The 18,111-nt window shown below is 60.9% G+C and carries 9 protein-coding genes and 1 tRNA gene; 4 read left to right on the top strand and 6 right to left on the bottom strand.

The window, feature by feature from the left end; all coding sequences use genetic code 11:
- Window positions 1-15: 15 nt before the first annotated feature.
- Complete coding sequence (locus ACP7AJ_RS18275) at window positions 16-798, bottom strand: GDSL-type esterase/lipase family protein (protein WP_426061639.1); 783 nt, start codon at window positions 796-798, stop codon at window positions 16-18.
- A 112-nt stretch (window positions 799-910) separates the two neighbouring features.
- Window positions 911-986, bottom strand: a tRNA-Asp gene (locus ACP7AJ_RS18270).
- Window positions 987-1,193: 207 nt separating this feature from the next.
- Between ACP7AJ_RS18270 and dinB the strand changes: the two genes are divergently transcribed.
- From dinB to ACP7AJ_RS18255, 3 genes are all read left to right on the top strand, one after another.
- A complete protein-coding gene (dinB, locus tag ACP7AJ_RS18265) occupies window positions 1,194-2,273 on the top strand; it encodes a DNA polymerase IV (protein ID WP_426061638.1) in 1,080 nt (359 codons plus the stop codon).
- Between the two features lie 340 nt (window positions 2,274-2,613).
- A complete protein-coding gene (locus ACP7AJ_RS18260) occupies window positions 2,614-4,740 on the top strand; it encodes a carboxy terminal-processing peptidase (RefSeq protein WP_426061637.1) in 2,127 nt (708 codons plus the stop codon).
- Between the two features lie 498 nt (window positions 4,741-5,238).
- A complete protein-coding gene (locus ACP7AJ_RS18255; protein ID WP_426061636.1) occupies window positions 5,239-8,322 on the top strand; it encodes a PAS domain-containing protein in 3,084 nt (1,027 codons plus the stop codon).
- Window positions 8,323-8,388: 66 nt separating this feature from the next.
- Here the strand turns inward: ACP7AJ_RS18255 and ACP7AJ_RS18250 are convergent, their stop codons facing one another.
- Window positions 8,389-8,889 carry a hypothetical protein gene (locus ACP7AJ_RS18250; RefSeq protein ID WP_426061635.1) on the bottom strand — a complete coding sequence of 167 codons (501 nt, stop codon included), beginning with the start codon at window positions 8,887-8,889 and terminating at the stop codon, window positions 8,389-8,391.
- A gap of 113 nt (window positions 8,890-9,002) precedes the next feature.
- On the opposite strand from ACP7AJ_RS18250, the gene ACP7AJ_RS18245 reads away from it, so the two are divergent.
- Window positions 9,003-9,653, top strand: coding sequence for an HAD family hydrolase (locus tag ACP7AJ_RS18245; RefSeq protein ID WP_426061634.1), 651 nt, complete (start codon window positions 9,003-9,005; stop codon window positions 9,651-9,653).
- 174 nt (window positions 9,654-9,827) lie between these two features.
- Here the strand turns inward: ACP7AJ_RS18245 and ACP7AJ_RS18240 are convergent, their stop codons facing one another.
- From ACP7AJ_RS18240 to ACP7AJ_RS18230, 3 genes are all read right to left on the bottom strand, one after another.
- Window positions 9,828-13,118 (bottom strand): AsmA-like C-terminal region-containing protein, encoded by a 3,291-nt coding sequence (locus ACP7AJ_RS18240; RefSeq protein WP_426061633.1) that lies wholly within the window; start codon window positions 13,116-13,118, stop codon window positions 9,828-9,830.
- A 381-nt stretch (window positions 13,119-13,499) separates the two neighbouring features.
- A complete protein-coding gene (locus tag ACP7AJ_RS18235) occupies window positions 13,500-16,943 on the bottom strand; it encodes a S41 family peptidase (RefSeq protein ID WP_426061632.1) in 3,444 nt (1,147 codons plus the stop codon).
- Window positions 16,944-17,362: 419 nt separating this feature from the next.
- The gene (locus ACP7AJ_RS18230; protein ID WP_426061631.1) at window positions 17,363-18,061 is read right to left on the bottom strand and encodes a hypothetical protein; all 699 of its coding nucleotides are present in this window, start codon (window positions 18,059-18,061) and stop codon (window positions 17,363-17,365) included.
- Window positions 18,062-18,111: the final 50 nt, after the last annotated feature.

Here is an 18,111-nt window from a genome sequence, read left to right as displayed (position 1 = left end):
CGCAGCGAGGGACAGCTACTTCTTTTTTAATGCTGCCGCCACGGCTTGGTTCAGAAGAGGCGCCATTACCTGGTAGCCGGCCAGATTGGGGTGCACGCCGTCCTCACCGTAGGCTTTCTTCAGGCCTAGTGTTTCGTCGGCCAAAGCGCTGTGGAAGTCTAGGTAGACGAGTTTCTGCTGGGTGGCGTAGGCTTTTATTTGCTGGTTGAGGGCGATGATGTGAGGGGCGGGCTGCAAGCCCTTGCGCCACCAGAAGTCCGTGGCGGGCGTCACCGAGCCCAGCACCACCCGGATGCCGTGGGCCCGGGCCAACTCGGTCATGGTCATAAGGTTGTTCAGGGTAGTCTGCTGATTGTAAGGCCCGCCGTTCTCCGCAATGTCATTGATGCCGCCCAAGATGACCACCACGGCGGGGCGCAGGTCGATGACATCGGCCCGGAAGCGCACCAGGAGCTTGCCGGTGGTCTGGCCGCTGATGCCGCGCCCAACATACGAGTAAGGCTTTCCGCCGAAAAAGGCCGAATCAGCTTTCACCCAGCCCTCGGTGATGGAATTACCAATGATAACGACGCGGGGCACGCCGGGTGTGGGCGGGGGCAGGCGCTGGTTGGCCGCGGCGTAGCGTTGCAGGTAGGCCCAGTCGTTGCGCAGCAGGTAATCCTGCTGGGTGCGGTAGGCTTCGTCGGCGGCTTTTTTGGCGGCCTCGGGGGTGGGTTGCTGGGCGTGGGCTGCCAGCGGCAGGAGCGTGGCGGTCCACACCAGCAGGCCGACTGGCGGCAGTTTCAGGAAAAAAGTCATGTGGGTATTGAGCGAAGCAGGCTTAATTCACCACAACGGTTGTGATGGAAGGAGCAGCCGCCGGCCCAGCCAATAACGCAAAAATCCCCGGTGCGGGTGCACCGGGGATTTGCTGTAGAGAGAGGACTCGAACCTCTAATTGTACTAGCGAGATAGGCTAGCGCGTCTGCCAGTTCCGCCACCCCACAAGGTTTGTTGATGTAAATGTAGTCAATCCTTTCGCCGAATGAAAGCGAAAGGCTGAATTTAAATTGTGTTAACAATCTGTTTATGAGGAATTTTACCGCAAACGATTGTTGCTCTCAAACCGCCCAGACCTAACTGCTTTGCAGCAGCTCCACATCGCTCGCTCAGCGCCGTCTCCTTTACCTTTGAGGGAATAAATAGTTAAAATAGTGAGTGAAAATCTCATTCGCAAAATCATCCATTTGGACATGGATGCATTTTACGCCTCGGTAGAGCAACGCGATAACCCGGAGCTGCGCGGAAAGCCAGTTGCGGTGGGGGGAGCCCGCGAGCGGGGCGTGGTGGCAGCGGCTAGCTACGAGGCCCGACAATTCGGCGTGCGGTCGGCCATGCCGTCCACTACGGCCCTGCGCAAGTGCCCGGGCTTGGTGTTCGTAGCGCCTCGCTTCGACGTTTACAAGGGAGTGTCGCGGCAGATTCGCGCCATTTTCGCCGAGTATACGCCCCTCATAGAGCCCGTGTCGCTGGATGAGGCTTACCTCGACGTGACCCACAACCTGAAGGAAATAGCGTCGGCCACCCAGATAGCCCGCGAAATCCGGGCAAAAATCCTCGCCGAAACCGACCTCACGGCCTCAGCGGGCGTTTCTTATAATAAATTTCTGGCCAAGCTGGCTTCTGACTACCGCAAGCCCAACGGGCAGTTTGTGGTTCGGCCCGAGCAGGGGCTGGCCTTTGTGGAAGGCCTGGCGGTGGGGCAGTTTCACGGGGTAGGCCCGGTCACGGCCGCGAAGATGAACCAGCTCGGCATCTTCACCGGGGCCGATTTGCGGGGGCAGACCGCCGAATTTCTGCAGCAGCAGTTTGGCAAGGCGGGGCGCTACTACTTTGCCATTGCCCGCGGCCAAGACCACCGCCCCGTGGTGGCCGACCGCCTACGCAAGTCGGTGGGTTCAGAAACCACCTTCGCCCAGGATTTGACCCTGTTTCCGGACCTGCTCGATGGCCTGCGGCCCTCCATTGAGGAAGTGTGGGAGTATTGCCAGCGCACCAGCATCCTGGGCCGCACCATCACGCTGAAGGTTAAGTACGCCGACTTTCAGCAGATAACGCGCAGCCGCAGCAGCGTGGGACCAATTCCGAGCCAAGCCGTGCTGGAGCGCATTTGCCGGGAGCTGGTCGAGTCCTTGTTTCCGCTGGCCAAGGGGGTGAGGCTGCTGGGCGTGTCGCTTTCCAACCTGACCAATGGACAAGAGGCCGCCGGCCGCCAGCTCACGCTGACCTTTTGAAACGGCCGGCCCGCCAGAGATACGAAGATGTATAGGGCAAGCTCGTCGGGGTAGAAGAAGGGTTGGCCGATTTGCGGAGGCTGCCATTGAACACGGGAGCAATTTGAGGTGTCTATCAAGGTAAGCAGCTTCTGCGCCTGGGCCGTTGCCTGGCCCTGGTTGGTTTCTATCGGCGGCAACCGCTACCTTCCGCAACCCTATCGACTACATTTCGACTTTGATTTAAATATTGGTGTGATTCTGGATAAGTAAGCAGAACGCTTGCGACCCGAAGCTCGCCGCCCACCCCGCCGGCCTTGCAGACTTCGCGGCTTCCACCTCTTCTCTAAACTTTCTTCGCATGCAAGCTTCTCGATTTAAGGTAAGTTTATACGCTTCGTTGGCCTTGCTGGGGCTGGCTTCTTATTCCGTTTACCAAGGCACGCCCCCCCGCGACCAAGTGTTGCTCGGCACCATGCTGCAGGGCCTGAGCGTGGCGCACTACCAGCCCGAGAAGCTGGACGACCAGTTCTCGCAGCGCGTGTTCGACCTCTACCTGAAGCGGGTAGACGTGAACAAGCAGTTTTTGCTGGCGCCCGAAGTGGCCCAGCTGCGGCAGTTCCAGACCAAGATTGACGACCAGCTGAAAAACGGCACCCACGAATTCCTCGACGCGACCAGCCAGATTCTGGCCAAGCGGACGCTGGAGATTCAGGCCCTGTACCGCCAGATTCTGGCGCAGCCTTTTGACTTCACGGCGCAGGAAACCTGGGAAACCGACCCCGAGAAGGCCACCTACGCGGCCTCTGCCGCCGCCCAGCGCGAGCGGTGGCGCAAGCAGCTGAAGTACCAGACCCTGGCCCAGCTTTCGGAGCTGATGGATGAGGAAGCCCGCAAAAAGGACAAGCCGCTGGCCGCTACCAAAGCCGGGGCCACCCCCGCCACCACCATGGAGCGCGCCCGCACTCCCGCCGAGCTGGAGGCCGAGGCCCGCAAGCGCGTGCTGAAGTACTACGACGAGTATTTCGCCGACCAGCTGAAAACCGACGCCGATGACCGTTTGGCCGCCTTCGCCAACGTCATTGCCAATACATATGACCCGCACACCGAATACTTTGCGCCCATTGCCCGCGACAACTTCGACATTCAAATGTCGGGCCGCCTGGAAGGCACGGGCGCCTTGCTGCAGGAAGACGCCGGCCAGCTAAAAGTGAGCGACATCGTAGCCGGGTCGGCCTCGTTCCGGCAGGGCGAGCTGAAAGTGGGCGACGTGATTTTGCGCGTGGCCCAGGGCGCTGCCGAGCCGGTGAGCGTGGAGGGCATGCGCTTCGAGAAAGCCGTGAAGCTGATTCGTGGCCCCAAGGGCACCGAAGTTCGCCTCACGGTGCGCAAGCCCGACGGTGCCACCGCCGTCATTCCCATCATCCGCGACGTTGTGGTCATTGAAGAAACCTACGCGCAGTCGGCCATCATCAAGCGCGACGGCCGCAACTACGGCTACATTCACCTGCCTGGCTTCTACGCCGACTTCGCTGGCAAAGGCGGCCGCAGCAGCGCCGCCGACGTGAAAGCCGAACTGGCCAAGCTGAGCAAGGAAAACGTGGCCGGCGTGATTCTCGACCTTCGCTACAACGGCGGCGGCTCGCTGCAGGACGCCGTGGAAATGGGCGGTCTGTTTGTGCCCAGCGGCCCCATGGTGCAGGTGAAGCCCGGCCGTGGTCCCGCCCAGGCCCTCAACGACAAAGACCCCCAGGTGCAATACGGTGGCCCGCTGGTGGTGATGGTAAACAAGTACAGCGCTTCGGCCTCCGAGATTTTGGCCGCGGCCATGCAGGACTACCGCCGCGGCATAGTAGTGGGCAGCACCACCTTCGGCAAGGGCACGGTGCAGCAGGTGTTTGACCTCGACCGGGCGGTTTCGGCAGAGTTTAAGGGGCTGATGCCCTTGGGCTCGCTCAAGCTCACGCTGCAAAAGTTCTACCGCGTGAACGGGGGCTCGACCCAGTTTAAGGGCGTGGTGCCCGACATTACGCTACCCGACGCGCTGGCTGCGGTTGCCAAAGGCGAGCAGGAAATGGAGTATCCGCTGAAGTGGGACGAAATTGCCCCGGCCAAATTTGAGCCCACCAACACGCGCCCGGATATTGAAAAGCTGCGGGCCGCCAGCACTGCCCGCGTAGCCGCTAGCCCCGGCTTCCGCCTCATTACCGACGCCTCGGCTCGGGCCGCGGAGCGCCGCAAGCAAACCAGCTTGTCGCTGAACCTGGCCGCCTACCGCGCCACCCAGCAGCAGGCCCGCGACGCCAACAAGCAGCAAACCGCCGCCCAAAATGCCCTGACTGCCCTGGACGTAGCCCAACTGACAGCCGATGCCAGCGTAGCCAACACCGACTCGGTGGCCACCAAGCGGGTCGCGCGCTTCCTTAAGCCCCTGCGCAAAGACGCCGCCCTAGCTGAAGCCGTAGCCGTGATTGGCGACGCGCTGTAGGAGAGCCAACCACTGCAAAAGCCCCCGCCACTACCCAGTGGCGGGGGCTTTTTGGCTTTAGTACTCTTTAAGACTCCTGCACGTTTCTGGTGTGTGGCCAATGCGACAAGGGCGTTATATTCTCGATTAAACGGTCATGCTGACGAAGGAAGCATCTTGCTTGCGCCATCCGTCATGCTGAGCTTGAGAAGCATTTTCTCACCACCGCACGATTCGTTGTGGCGTGATAAGATGCTTCCTTCGTCAGCATGACAGACGGATAGGTAACTGCAGCGAGCGAGATGCATAGCTCCGCTGACCGCCGGTTCGCTTTGCTCTTGCCCTCCAGCGAAGCAGCCGGCATGCGCAATATGCTCCGTTGTGCCCTGCTATACATGCTGATTTACAGCGAAACTGGTGCGCAGTTTGGGTCGCTTGCGGGCCAAAAAGGCAGACGTTGCTCCGCAATCTGCGTATGGACTGGCACCTCCACTATGTGTCGCGCTTATCATTCGCCGCATGCCTGCTCCCACCGCTGCTTCTTCCGCTTCGCCTGCTAGCCTCTTCTACGATGTTTTCCCGCAGGATGCTCTGCTGAGCGGAATTTTTGAAGCCTCGCTCACGGCCATTGGCTTGTACCAACCCGTGCGGGACGCTGAGAACAACAAAATCATTGATTTCAAAATTTTGATGTTCAATGTGGCGGCCCAGCGAATACTCAACCAACCAGAGCGCCCGGCCGCTTCCTACCTCCACCTGTTTCCACATACGGTGGATAGCGGCGTTTTCGCTTTTCACTGCGAAGCCTTCGAAACCGGGCAGCGGTCCCGGATGGAAGTGAACTATCAAGCTGACGGATTGGATAATTATTTCCGGCTTTCGGCGCTGCGCGTGGGCGAAGGGTTGCTGGTGAGCTTTACCGATTCGGCCGAGGAAACACGCAGCCAGGTGGAGGTGGCCCTGCGCGAAAGCCAGGCCCGCGAGCGCGCTGCCATGGCCGAAGCCGAGCGCCAGCGCGCCTTGCTGCACAGCACGTTTATGCAGGCGCCGGCCATGATATGCATCTTCGCCGGGCCGGAGCACGTGTTCGAGCTGGTAAATCCGCAGTACCAGCAGCTGGTGGGCAACCGGCCGTTGCTGGGGAGGGCCATTCGCGAGGCCATGCCCGAACTGGCGAGCCAACCCATTTTTGTTTTGCTCGACGAGGTGTATCAAACCGGGGAAACCTTTCGGGCCAACGAAATGCTGGTGCAGCTCGACCATGCCAATGCCGGGGTCACGGAACTCGAAAAGCGTTACTACAACTTCGTTTACCAGGCCCGCACCGGGGCGAATGGGGTGCCCGATGGCATTATGGTGTTTGCCTATGAGGTGACCGCGCAGGTGCTGGCCCGCCAAAAAGCGGCGCAGAGCGAAAAGAGGTACGTTATATCCAACGAGGAGCTGGCTGCAGCCAATGAAGAGCTGAAGGTGGCCAACGAGGAAATCCGGGCCAGCAACAACGACCTTTTTGTGACCCAGATGGCGCTCCGCGAGCTGAACCAAGAACTGGAGGCCCGCGTGGCAGACCGCACCACCCGCCTGCAGCGCGCCCAACGCGAAGCCGAGCGACAGCGTGCGCGCCTCGAGCGGTTTTTTATGCAGGCCCCAGCCGGTATCTGCATCCTCGACGGCCCCGAGCTGCGGTTTGAGCTGGTGAACCCGGCGTTTCAGGCCCTGTTTCCCGGCCGCCAGCTGCAGGGCCGCCGCATTCTGGATGCATTGCCCGAAATAGCCGACCACGCCGTGTACCAGACGCTGCGGGCAGTATATGAGCAGGGCGTTACGCAGGAGGAGTTTGACATGCTCATTCCCTTTCGAAACCAGGAAACGGAGCTTTTGGAAGAGCGGTACTTCAACTACACCCAGCAGGCCCGCTTCGATGAAAATGGGCAGATTGACGGCATCATGGTGTTTGCCTTTGAAGTAACCGAGCAGCTGAAAACCCGCCAGCGCAACGAAGCCCTGCAAGCCGAGGCCCTGCACGCCGCCGAGCAGCTGGTGCGCCAGCGCGAAACCCTGCAGCAGGTGTTTGAGCAAACCCCGGCGCTGGTGTTCATTGCCCGGGGCCCCAACCATTTCATCGATTACGTGAACCCGGCCTACCAGTCGCTCTTCCCCGACCGGGTGCTGGTGGGCAAGCCCACGGCCGAAGCCATTCCGGAATCAGTTGAAGGCGGCTTTGTGGCCTTGCTCGACCAAGTTTACGCCACCAATAAGCCTTATTTCGGCAACGAAGTGCTCGCCAATGGCCACGACGCCGCCAGTAGCTCCAGGCCCTGCTACCTGAACTTTACCTACCAGGCCTACCAGGAAAACGGCGTGACGGTGGGCGTGTCCTCGTTTGCGTTCGATGTAACCGAGCAGGTGCAGGCCCGCCAGCAGGCCGAAGCCTTGCAGGCCGAGGTAAGCCGTCGCGATGCGCAGCTGCAGGACCTCTTCGAGCAGGCGCCGGTGGCCATCGCCGTGTTCCGCGGGCCGGCGTTAATCATCGAACTCGCCAATCCCGGCATGCGCGAGTTGTGGGGCGACGGGTCCATCGAGGCCCTGGGCCAGCCGCTGCTTGAGGCCCTGCCCGAGTTGCAGGGCCAGGGCTTCGACACCCTTATCAGAAAGGTGATGGCCACCGGCGAAACCTACAGCGCACAGGAGCGGTCGGTGCAGCTGCTGCGCAACGGGCAGCTCGAAACCGTTGTGCTCAACTTTGTGTACCAGCCCTTGCGGGAAAGCAGTGGCAACATCACTGGCGTGGCACTGGTGGCCACCGAAGTGAGCGAGCAAATGGCTGCCCGGGAGCTCCTGGCCCAGGCCAATGCCGAGCTGGTGGCCGCCAACCAGGCTGTGCTTACCCGCAACGAGGAACTGGCTGCTGCCAACGCCCAGCTGGTGCGCACCAACCAGGACCTCGACAATTTCGTGTACGCTGCCTCGCACGACCTTAAGCAGCCCATCAATAACCTGGCCGGGCTCATTGAGGAAATTCGCTTTGGTACCGTGTTTAACGACCCGGAAGAAGGAAGCACGCTCATGCCCATGGTCGACGATGCCCTGCGCCAGCTCTCCACCACCATCGACGACCTGGCCGCCGTGGGCCAAGCCCAGCGAGTACCCAACCTCCCAGCCGAAACCGTGGCCCTCGAGGAGCTGACCCAGGAGGTGCTCCAAACCCTGCAGCCCCAGGTGCAGGCCGCCCGCGCCCGCGTCACCACCGACTTTGCGGCCCGCCCCACCATCACCTACGCCCGGGCCAACCTGCGCACCATCCTGCTCAACCTGCTCAGCAACGCCCTCAAATACGCCGACCCCGCCCGCCCGGCCCGCGTGCACCTGTCGCTGTGGGTCGAGGAAGGCCGGCCCGTACTTTTGGTGGAGGACAACGGCTTGGGCTTCGACGTGCAGCGGCACCAAAGCGAGTTGTTTCACCTCTTCCGCCGCTTTCACGACCACACCGAGGGCACGGGCGTGGGCCTCTACCTCGTCAACCGCATAGTGCAGAGCAACGGCGGCCGCGTAGAGGTGGAGAGCGAAGTAGGGGAGGGCACCACGTTTCGGGTATTTTTGTAGGCAGCAGGATGCGGTAAATAAAACGCTATGCTGAACGCCGCCGCATTTCGTGTGGGGTAACGCTGGCTATCTTAATTTGCCCTGCTTCCGCAAGATGGCCAGCAGCACGAGATTGTTGCGCTGGTCATTAATAGCTACGCCTGATAACTGGGTGGGGTAGCCCAGCTTCAAATCAATCTTATTTTCCGACTGCCAGTTGATGTCCATTGTAATAGAGTGGTCGCAGGAGGAGCTGGAAAAGCCCGGCTTAAAAAAGCCGTAGTAAATGACCTTTTTATTAACAGTGACGGCAAAAGGCGTTCGGTCTCCCAATGCTTTCGTTTTTTGTATGGCCGTGTTTGTCAATTTGAATTGGTGATTGGTTTTGGAGTACTCCAAAATGTCTTGGTCTTGTATGACTGCGGCGTCTTCCAGAACGGCGGCGGAAGAGTTTACTTCGCATTTGCCGGCCGTGAGCTGATAAGACTTTAGCAGATAAATCTCAACCGTTTCTCCGGCATTGGTGTCATCCTTTTTGCACGACACGCAAGTCGCTGTTAATGCCAAAATCAAGAAGAGCTTCTTCATCGGTTAGTATTTAAATATCAGCTAGGATGAAGGTAAGCAAACAACTTTAACCGCACGCCCTGCTAGGTCAGCGTAACGCAAGCTAGCAGTTTATCAACACATTACACTTCCTCATGAAAGCCTTTATCTTCGACCTCAACGGGACCATGATTCACGACATGGAGTACCACACCCGCGCTTGGCAATACCTCTTCAACAACGACCTGGGCGGCAATTTTACCTGGGAGGAAGTGAAGCCGCAGATGTACGGCAAGAACCAGGAAGTGCTGGTGCGCATGTTCGGGGCCGACCGGTTTACCACCGCCGAAATGGACCGGCTTTCCCTGGAAAAGGAGCGGCGCTACCAGCACGAGTTTCTGCCGCACCTGGCGTTGCTGCCGGGGCTGCAGGCGTTTCTGGAAGCTGCGCATCAGCAGGGCATTCCCATGGCCATTGGCTCGGCAGCCATTCCGTTCAACATCGACTTCGTGCTCAATAACCTGAAAATCCGGCACTACTTCCAGGCCATCGTCAGTGCCGACGACGTGGCGCTAAGCAAGCCCCACCCCGAGACCTTTCTGAAAGCCGCCGCCCAGCTTGGCGTGGCGCCCTCCGACTGTGTTGTGTTTGAAGACGTGCCCAAAGGCGCCGAAGCCGCCCACAATGCCGGCATGAAAGCCGTGGTGCTCACCACTACCCACGAGGAAGCAGAGTTCGACGCCTTGCCCAACGTACTGCATTGCGCGCCGGATTTCACGGATGCGTTTTTCAAAACGCTGGTATAGGTTTCACTTATAGTTGCCAAGTGCCTGGGGACACGGGTATTGTGCTGTAGCGTGAATACTATAGTTAGCTTCCTTGTGCCGTCGAAATGCGCAGGGACGCAAACTGCAACGTTTGCGCTACAGACTCCAACTAAAGCACTTCTCTTGGGCGACCGCAGATAAGCACGGTAGCAGTCAGTGCCCCATGCGCACCGTTGTATCCAGGCGCTGGGTGAGCAGGAAGCGGCGGTATTCCTGGCGCAGGCTGGCTTCTTCCCGGCGCTGCTCCTCCTTTTGAAAAAACCGCACCTTGTACTTCTCGCGGGGGGCCGTGCGGCTGAGGTTGATGTAGGTGAGCTTGCGGTTGGCGTTGCGGGTAGTTTCGCCCTCCTGAATGCGCTCGACGCGCTTGCTGTTGTTTCCAAAAAGAGCCTGCAAGGGCTTGAGGCCAATATACATGTTGGTGCGGCCGTCCAGGCCGTAGCGGCCGCTCACGGCCAGGCTGCTGAGGTTGCTGTTCAGGCGCAGGTCGGGGATGAGCACCTGGCCGTTGGCTAGAATAAATTCGCTGCTCACCGGCTCGAAGAACAGGTGGCTGGTGCGCTCTATTTTCATGAACTTGAGCACCTCCATCAGGGCTTCCACGTTCAGCAGTTCCAAGTTGCGAAATTCGGTTTTCAGGTAGCCGGCCGTTAGCAGCAAATCGGGCAGGAACTTGGGGCCGAGGTCGGTGCGCAAGTCTGCCACACCGCGCAAGGTGCCCCGGATGTTGTCGCCGCCCAATACGTTGAGACCCATGGAGGTGGCAGTGGCAAACAGGGCCGGCAATTGAATATCCTCCAAACGCACTTGCGCCTGGGTGGGGTGGTGGGCCCGGTCGGTGGTGCTCACCATCAGGCCGCGCAGGCTGATGCGCCCTTCCAGGGCATTGAGCGTGCACTGGTCGAGGCGGGCTTCGCCTTCGAGCAGGTGCGACACCAAGCGAAGCTGGCTGCCTTTGATGGCCGCGTAACGCACCTCGTCGGCCTCCACGCGCAGCACCGCGCTGAGCACACCGTTGGTGAGCATCGACTGGTCTTGCGGCGCCTGTTGCCGTTGGGCGCGGCGGATGGCTTGGCGGCGGGCCCGCGCCAGGGTGCGGGGGCTGGGCACCGAGTCGGCAGGAGTAGTGAGGCTGGCCACCAGGGCCAGCAGGCGCTGCAGGTCGAGGGTGGCGTAGCGCAGCGTGACGTCGGCGTCGGCGGCGGTCAGGCGCAGGTTTTCTACTTGGGCCGTGACGGTGGCCTCGCCCTTGCCGCCTTCGGGCGTGAGAAAGCGCAGGAAGGGCACGCGCAGGGTGGCACCTGCTTTTTCCAGCCGGAGCTGCACGTTGGCCAGGCTTTCGTCTTCGGGCAGCTGCACCTTGTCAATGTCGACGCTCACCCGGCCGTTGGCGGCCAGCAGCAAGTCGCGCAGGGCCGGAATGGCGGCGCCCGGCGCCCGGGCCGGCCGCGCAGCTTGCTGCTCGGGGCGGGTAAAGCGGGCCAGGAAATGCTTGTAATTAAGCGTGGCGAAGCGCACCGCCAGCTGGTATTCCACGGGTGCCACGTCGTTGTCGGGGTCGGTGGGCCACTCCACATTGCCCCGCACATCACCGCCCCACACCCGGCCGGCCAAGTTGCGAAGCTGCACCCGCTGGCCATCGTGGCGCACGGTCACGGCCAAGTTGTTGAGTGTGTCGCTGGCCAGCAGCAGACGCTGGCAGCGCAGGCCTACGTCCAAGAGCAGGCCGGGCGGAATCAGCTGGCTGCCCAGGGTAGCGGCCAGCTGGGCCTTGTCGCGCGGCGACTTGCCAGGCATGGGCACACTGGCGGGTGAGAAGTCGGGGCCACCGGTGCGTGGGATGGGCCGCAGGAGCGTGCGCAGCCGGCCTACGCGCAACTCGTCCACCGCAAAGTTGCCGTTGATGGTGGCCGTGGGGTGCTGGTCGGTCAGGTATTCGTAGAGGTAGGTGGTGGTGGCCGAAGCCCGGAACCGCATGTCGTTGAGTACGCCCGAGGCATCGGTCAGCCGCACGAGGCTGTCGCGCAGCCCCACCGTTACGTTGAGCCCCGAAATGTCGGCCCCGCGCACGGGCACGAAAAAAGAAGCTTCGCGCAGGGTAACGGTCCCGCTAATGGCCATGTTGCGCTGCAACGGCCGGGGGTCGAACCGCCCGGCCATGGGAGGCAGTAAGCCGTGCAGCCGCACGTCGAGGTCGGCCACGCCTTGGCGTGCCCGCCAGCGCCCGGGCGCAATGAGGGCAGCTATTTCACGCAGCTCGGTGCGCCCTTGAAAGTGACCGGTGAGGAAAGGGCGGGTAAAGTCCCGCAGGGTGAGGGCAATGTCCAGTTCACCGGCCGAAGAGTAGATGCGGCAACGCTGCAGGGTGAGGACGGTGGACTTGATGTTATGGTCGGGGCCATTGTCGTAGGTGCCTTCCAGGTCCCAGCGGTTAATGCGCTGGTCGGCCTGGGGCCAGCGCAGGCTGGCATTGCGCAAGCTAAATGTCAGTACGTTACGCGGGGTAATGGTGGGCCCGCTCAGGCCTGTGATGCTGTAGCGGATGTGCGCCCGGCTGGGGCTGGTGGCGCCAGCCAGCTGCGGCTCGAGGCGCGGGGGCAGGGCAGCGTGCAGCACGTCGGTGAGGGGCTGGTAGCCCACAAACTGCAGCTGCAGCATGGTGCCGGCCGGTTGCTTGGGGTCTACGTGGTGGGTGCCGCTCACCCGGATGGTGTCGCCGTTGAGGGTAGCGCGGGTGTTCCACAGCAGCCCCTGCCGGTTCTCAAACGTGTAGCGATAATTGACCCACGCCCGAACCGGCTCCCGCTCAAACAGGGTGCCGGCGCGGGTGCGCAGGTAGCTCAGCTGCCCGTCCATGGTGCCGGTCACGCGCAGCACTCCGCGCTGCAGGCGGGCCTTCAGGCGGGCTTGGCGCACCTCGGCTCCAAAGGCACTGCGCGAGTATCTGTTGTGCGAGCTCATGCGGAAGTTGTTGACCAGCAGTTGGTCGAGCTCCAGGTTGAGGGCAGGTGGGGAACCCGTCCCTTTGCGGCGCTTGCCGCGCAGGCCCCAGGCGTGGCCCAGGGAGTCGACCCGCTCCCGGAAATCAACATCGGTCACCACCAGCTTCGTGATGTGGGCCTTGCCCCGCAGCAGGCTGGCCAGCTGCAGGCGCATGTCGGCCCGGCCAACGCGCAGCACCGGCACCTGCTGCCGGTATGACGTATCGGTGAGGCTGATGTGTTGGATGGAGGCGGTGAGGTGCGGAAAGTCGCTCCAGGGCGAGAACTCCACTTCGAAAGGCCCCAGTACCAGCTCGGAATTGTGCGTCAGGCCCTCGCGCACGGCCTGGGCAATGCGCTTGCGCCCGTACTCACTGCCCAGCAGCCACGCCGCCACGCCTATTCCCAGCACGACCAGCAGCAGCACCAAGGCTAGTAGCCGACGGACGGGGAATGATTTCATAAAGGAAAGCCGCAGGATATGCTACCTGAACGCAGGTATAACACAAATAAGCAATGGAAGGTAGTTGGAATGAAGCCAAAGCGCCGGCAGTAACCCCAGCCGTATGCGAAGCTATAACTACGCAAAAGCCCCGAGCAGGGCTGCTCGGGGCTTTTGATTGGACTGCTTACTAATGTTCACTTAGTAATTTGTCTGTCATGCTGAGCTTGCGAAGCACCTTATCACGTTGTAACGATTTGTTCTGCCCTGATAAGATGCTTCGCAAGCTCAGCATGACAGACGAGTAAGTTTACTGCTGCGGTTAAGATGCTTCCTGCATCAGCACGACAACCGATTGCTATGACGGACGATGCGAGGCTGCCAGAGCCAAGCCAGGGCGAACTAGCGCCCGCCGCTGGCCCCAGGGCCTGCGGGCTTGAGCTGGGTTAGCAGTTCCCGCACGGCGGTATCGAGTTGCACGTCGCGGCCGGTGTAGCTTTCGCCAATGGGCCGGGTCACGGCCACATCTACCGGGCGCGGGTTCATTTCCATCACCTTGCCGTCACTAGTAGCCCGAATGGTGCTGAACGGCAGGCGCAGGCTGGAGCCATCGAGCAGGGTGGCGCCCGAGGTGAAGATAATCCAACCCGCGGTAGGCTCGCCCACTACTTTACCAAGCCGCTCGGCCCGGTAGCCTTCGGTAAAATCCTCGGCGTCGGAGAGGGAGTGCTGGTTGGTGACGAGCACCGTGGGCAGCTCTAGGGCGCGCTGGCCCAGGGCCGAACGTGCGGGCTGAGGAACGGGCTGGCTGCGGGTGGCCATGCTCAGGTAGCTGCGGCGCGAGAGCACGTCGATTGCGTACACGTTCACGAAGCCGCCGTTGTTGTTGCGCACGTCTACCACCACACCTTCACGGCCCATGTTTTCGGCGTCGAGGTCGAGGTAGAGCTGGGCCAGTGCACCCGCCGACATATCAAACATGTGCACGTAGCCCAGGCGGCCGCCGCTGGCTTTAGCTACGTAGGCCCGGCGCTCCTCTACCCATTGGCGGTAGTCGAGGGCTTTTTCAGTGTCGCGGCTCAAGGGGCGTACTACCACGTCGCGCTCGGCCAGGGCTGAGGCTGCAGCGGGCGCGGTGCCTTTCGGTTTGCGCTTGCTGGTTTTCGCTGCAGCTGCCGACGTAGCAGTGCTGCCCACCCGCATGGTCACGCGGCGGCCTACTTTGTATTGCAGCAGCTCGTCGAGGTTGGTGCCAGGCGTGATGAGGCGGCCATCCACGGCCAGAAGCACGTCGCCGGGGCGGATGCCCGCCAGAGCCGCCGCACTCAGGGGCAGCACGGTGCTCACGCGCAGCCGTCCGTTCTGCTCGTATTCCGGCGCGTCGAAGCGCAGGCCCAGCCGGCCCGTGGCAGCTGGTACAGCACCGGCGGCCGGGGCCGGTGGGCCCGTGCCGGAGTGTGAGGCATTGAGCTCGCCAATCATGAGGTTGGTGAGGCGGCGGGCTTCATCGGGAGTGCGGGCACCGGCAATGAGCGGGGCGTACAGGTCGTGCTGGGCTGCCCAGTTGGCGCGGTCGAAAGAGGGCTCGTTGAAGAAATCGCGCAGCAGGCCCCACGACTGCTCAAACACGACCATCTTTTCCTTTTCGAAGTCCACGTCCATTTCGGCCGACACGGCCAGTGCCCGCGCCGTGCCTTTGCCGGTCTCCACTGGCACCACTCGAATGACGCCCTGGTCGAGGTAATAGATTTCCTTGCTGTCGGGCGAGAACTGCGCATCGCGCTTCGCGCCAACGGTAGAGGTGAGCTGGCGCACCACGGCCGGCTCCTTGCTCAGCTCGTCGAGCGGAAAAATGTAGAGGTTCGATTGATTGGCTGAATACGCGGTCAACAGCAGCCATTTGCCGTCGGGGCTGACGCTGTGCGAGCCTACATTCACGCCCACGGGCAGCAAGCTCAGCCGCCGCCGGATGTCTTCAAACACAACATTAACGGGGGGCTTGACGGCCTTTGCTGGTTGCCCATTGGCCAAGCTCGAAGCCGGTTTTTTACCGGCGCGCAGCGTATCGGTGGGGCCGCCAGGCAACACCGGTGGGCGGCTTGTCACAGCGGGCTTCACAGAGGGCGTCAAGGGATTGGGCCCTGGCTGTTCCTTAAACAAGTCGCGAAATTGGTCTTCGCGGAAGCGCGGCGTGCGCGGCAGCAGGTCGATGCGGGCCACCTGGGCGTCCTCGGTACGCTGGCCGGTGTCAAAGAGCAGGAATTTGCCGTCGGGGCTCCACGAAACCGTGCTGGTGTTGGTGTTGGCCACGAAGCTCACCGCGCGGGCGGGGCCGCCTGCCACCGGCACCACGTTCACGTTGGTGAAGCCGCGGGCGCCCTTGGGCATGAAAGCCAGCCAACGGCCGTCGGGCGACCACACAAAGCTGCGCTCGGCCCGGAGCGGGGCCCGGCCAAAAATGCCCTTGGCGAGAGATTTCTCCTCGTTCTTGGCTATGTCCAGCACCCGCAGCTCGGCCGCGTCGCGCTCAAAGGCGAGCTGTTTGCCATCGGGCGAAAACGTGGGCGCCGCATCGTTGAGGGCCGAGTTGGTGAGGCGGGTTTCCTTGCCCGTAGCAAACGAATAGCTGTAGATATGCGACGGTCCGTCGCGCTCCGACACGTACACCAGCCGGCGGCTGTCGGGGGCCCAGGCCAGGTCGGTTTCGGGCGCGGTGGTCTGAGAAATGCGGGTGGCCTCGCCACCGTCGGTAGCCGAAGCGGCAAACACTTCTCCGTGCACTACGAAGGCCACCTTGGTGCCATCGGGTGATAAGGCGAGCTTCTGCAGGCGGTCAGAAAAGCGCACGCGCTCCACAGCAGTTCCAGACGGAGCTCCGCGCCGCTGCACGGCTACTTCGCGCACCTGCCCGTTGTCGGTGTCCAAGGTCCAGAGCTTGAAGTTGCGCTCGAAGGCAATGAGCTTGCCGTCGTAGGAAATGCTGGGCCACAGCACGCGCCCATCGGTGAAGGAGGTAACGGATTTGGGCGCCGACTTGTCGCTGTTCGTTCCCAGCACCCAGATGTTTTCGTGGCCGTTCTGGTCCGACATGTAGAAGATGCGCTGGCCCCCCTGGCCCCACATGGGCCACAGCGCCCGGGAGCCGCCGCCTGTCAGGGCCTCGTAAGTGGGCACGCCGTTGCTGCCTTCGCGCCGCAGCGTAATCTCTGATTCGTCTAAGTGGCTGTGGCCGTGGCGCCACCACTGGCGGTCGCCGTTGCCGCGGGAGCTGAAGGCCAGGGTTTTGCCATCGGGGCTGGGCGCGGCAAAGAATTCATTGGCGTAGCGGTCGGCACTCACGGGCGTAGGCGTACCCCCAGCGGCCGGCACCCGGTAGATATCGTTCATGCTGGCGATGTCGCGGCTGGTGGACGAGAAATACAGCCACTTCCCATCGGCCGACCAGTTGTCGAGTTGGTCGGGGGCATCGTCGAAGGTGATGCGGCGCAGCTCGCCGGTTTCCAGGGACAGCACGTACACGTCGCTGTTGCCGGTGCGAGTCGAGATGAAGGCCAGGGAGCGGCCATCGGGGGAGTAGAGCGGGCGGCTTTCCGTGGCCGGGTGGGCCACCAGCAAGCGCGCCTCACCGCCCGCAATCGGGCTGGTCCAAATATCACCTCCCGACACAAACGCCAGCTCGGTGCGGTTGGGTGAAATGGCCGGTTCCGAGAAATAAGGCACCGGTGCCGGGGCCGCCAGGGCTGGGGCGGAAAGCCCAAATCCAGCCACTACAGGTAGCACCACGGCCCGGAATACAGGGGTAATCCATCCCCTAAGGGGCGCAGCAGAAAACTCGAAAGCAAGCATCAGTTGAGAGCAATTAATAAATGTTATTTCAGGTGGTGGCCAGGGACCATCACTTGGCTAAGGTAGGTGCGGGATGCACGTCTCCAGTATTCTATGTGGGTTTAATTTGGCAGGGCATGTGAAGCACTGAAAACGGAATGGCCCCGCGGTATTGAAAACCGTGGGGCCATTTCGTTTTAAAAAAAACTAACATCCATTAAGCATTTATACCGCGTCGGCTACCCTAAGTCTGTCATGCTGACGAAGGAAGCATCTTATCCACGCGGAACGAATCGTTGAGGCGTGAGAGGATGCTTCGCAAGCTCAGCATGACAGACAATTTGGATTACTGCTGAACGCGGGACGCTTGCCTCCGGCGACCGGCAGTTTGGCTGCGCTCTGTATGACTTCCTTATTTAGAGTGTTGTTTGAGCAGATTATTATTCTTCTACTTCGCTCGCGGCGTCGGCGTGAGTAGTGGCTTCGTAGGTGTCGGCATACTTGAAATCATCGAGCCAGTAAGCAGAACTAACCACTTCAAAAGTGACCGAATTAGCTTCGGTATTGATAATGTTTAATTCCCAAAGCATGGACTCTGCTTCGGTGAATTTGTTGCCTTCTAATTGCGTGGTGAACAACCGGTTTACTAGTGCCTTATCATCCATGCCCTGGGCTAAGAGTCGCATTAGCGGAGCAGCAGGAGACTCTGTCAGAATGGAAATATCCTCCGGGTTTTCAGCGGTGCATTTTACTTGAAACTGCACGGCCTGCGTGCGGGGAAAAGTGCCGTTATAGGCAGTGTGCAGCAATTCGGTGGCTTTGTAAAAGCCTTTGTGCAGCGGCAACTCCGGGTTTTCTTCCCAGAGTTTTTCCGTGAGCATTTGATGGCCCAAATTCTCTGTTTGACCCGCATTTAATTCCTCAGGAAATAAATAGGTCAACACAATTTCGGCGGCTTCGCGGGGCTCCATATCTGTGAACGACATGAGGCACATTTCTTTTAATTCGGCTTCTTTTATTTCATCCGGATTATCATAATTCATCTTCTTAAGAAGCTCTTTATAATCTGCATTCTGCCAGGAGTTTGGCAATTCTGATAATGAGCTAAAGGATAGGCGCTCGACGGTGAACTTATGCATGGTAATGACTAACTATAGGTTTCATGGAATTTGTTGAGTTGCTGAGTGGA

It is taken from the genome of Hymenobacter sp. B1770 (assembly GCF_049896385.1).
GTDB lineage: Bacteria > Bacteroidota > Bacteroidia > Cytophagales > Hymenobacteraceae > Hymenobacter.
Note: the sequence above shows the minus strand (reverse complement) of the source record. Positions and strands in the feature narration are given on the sequence as shown.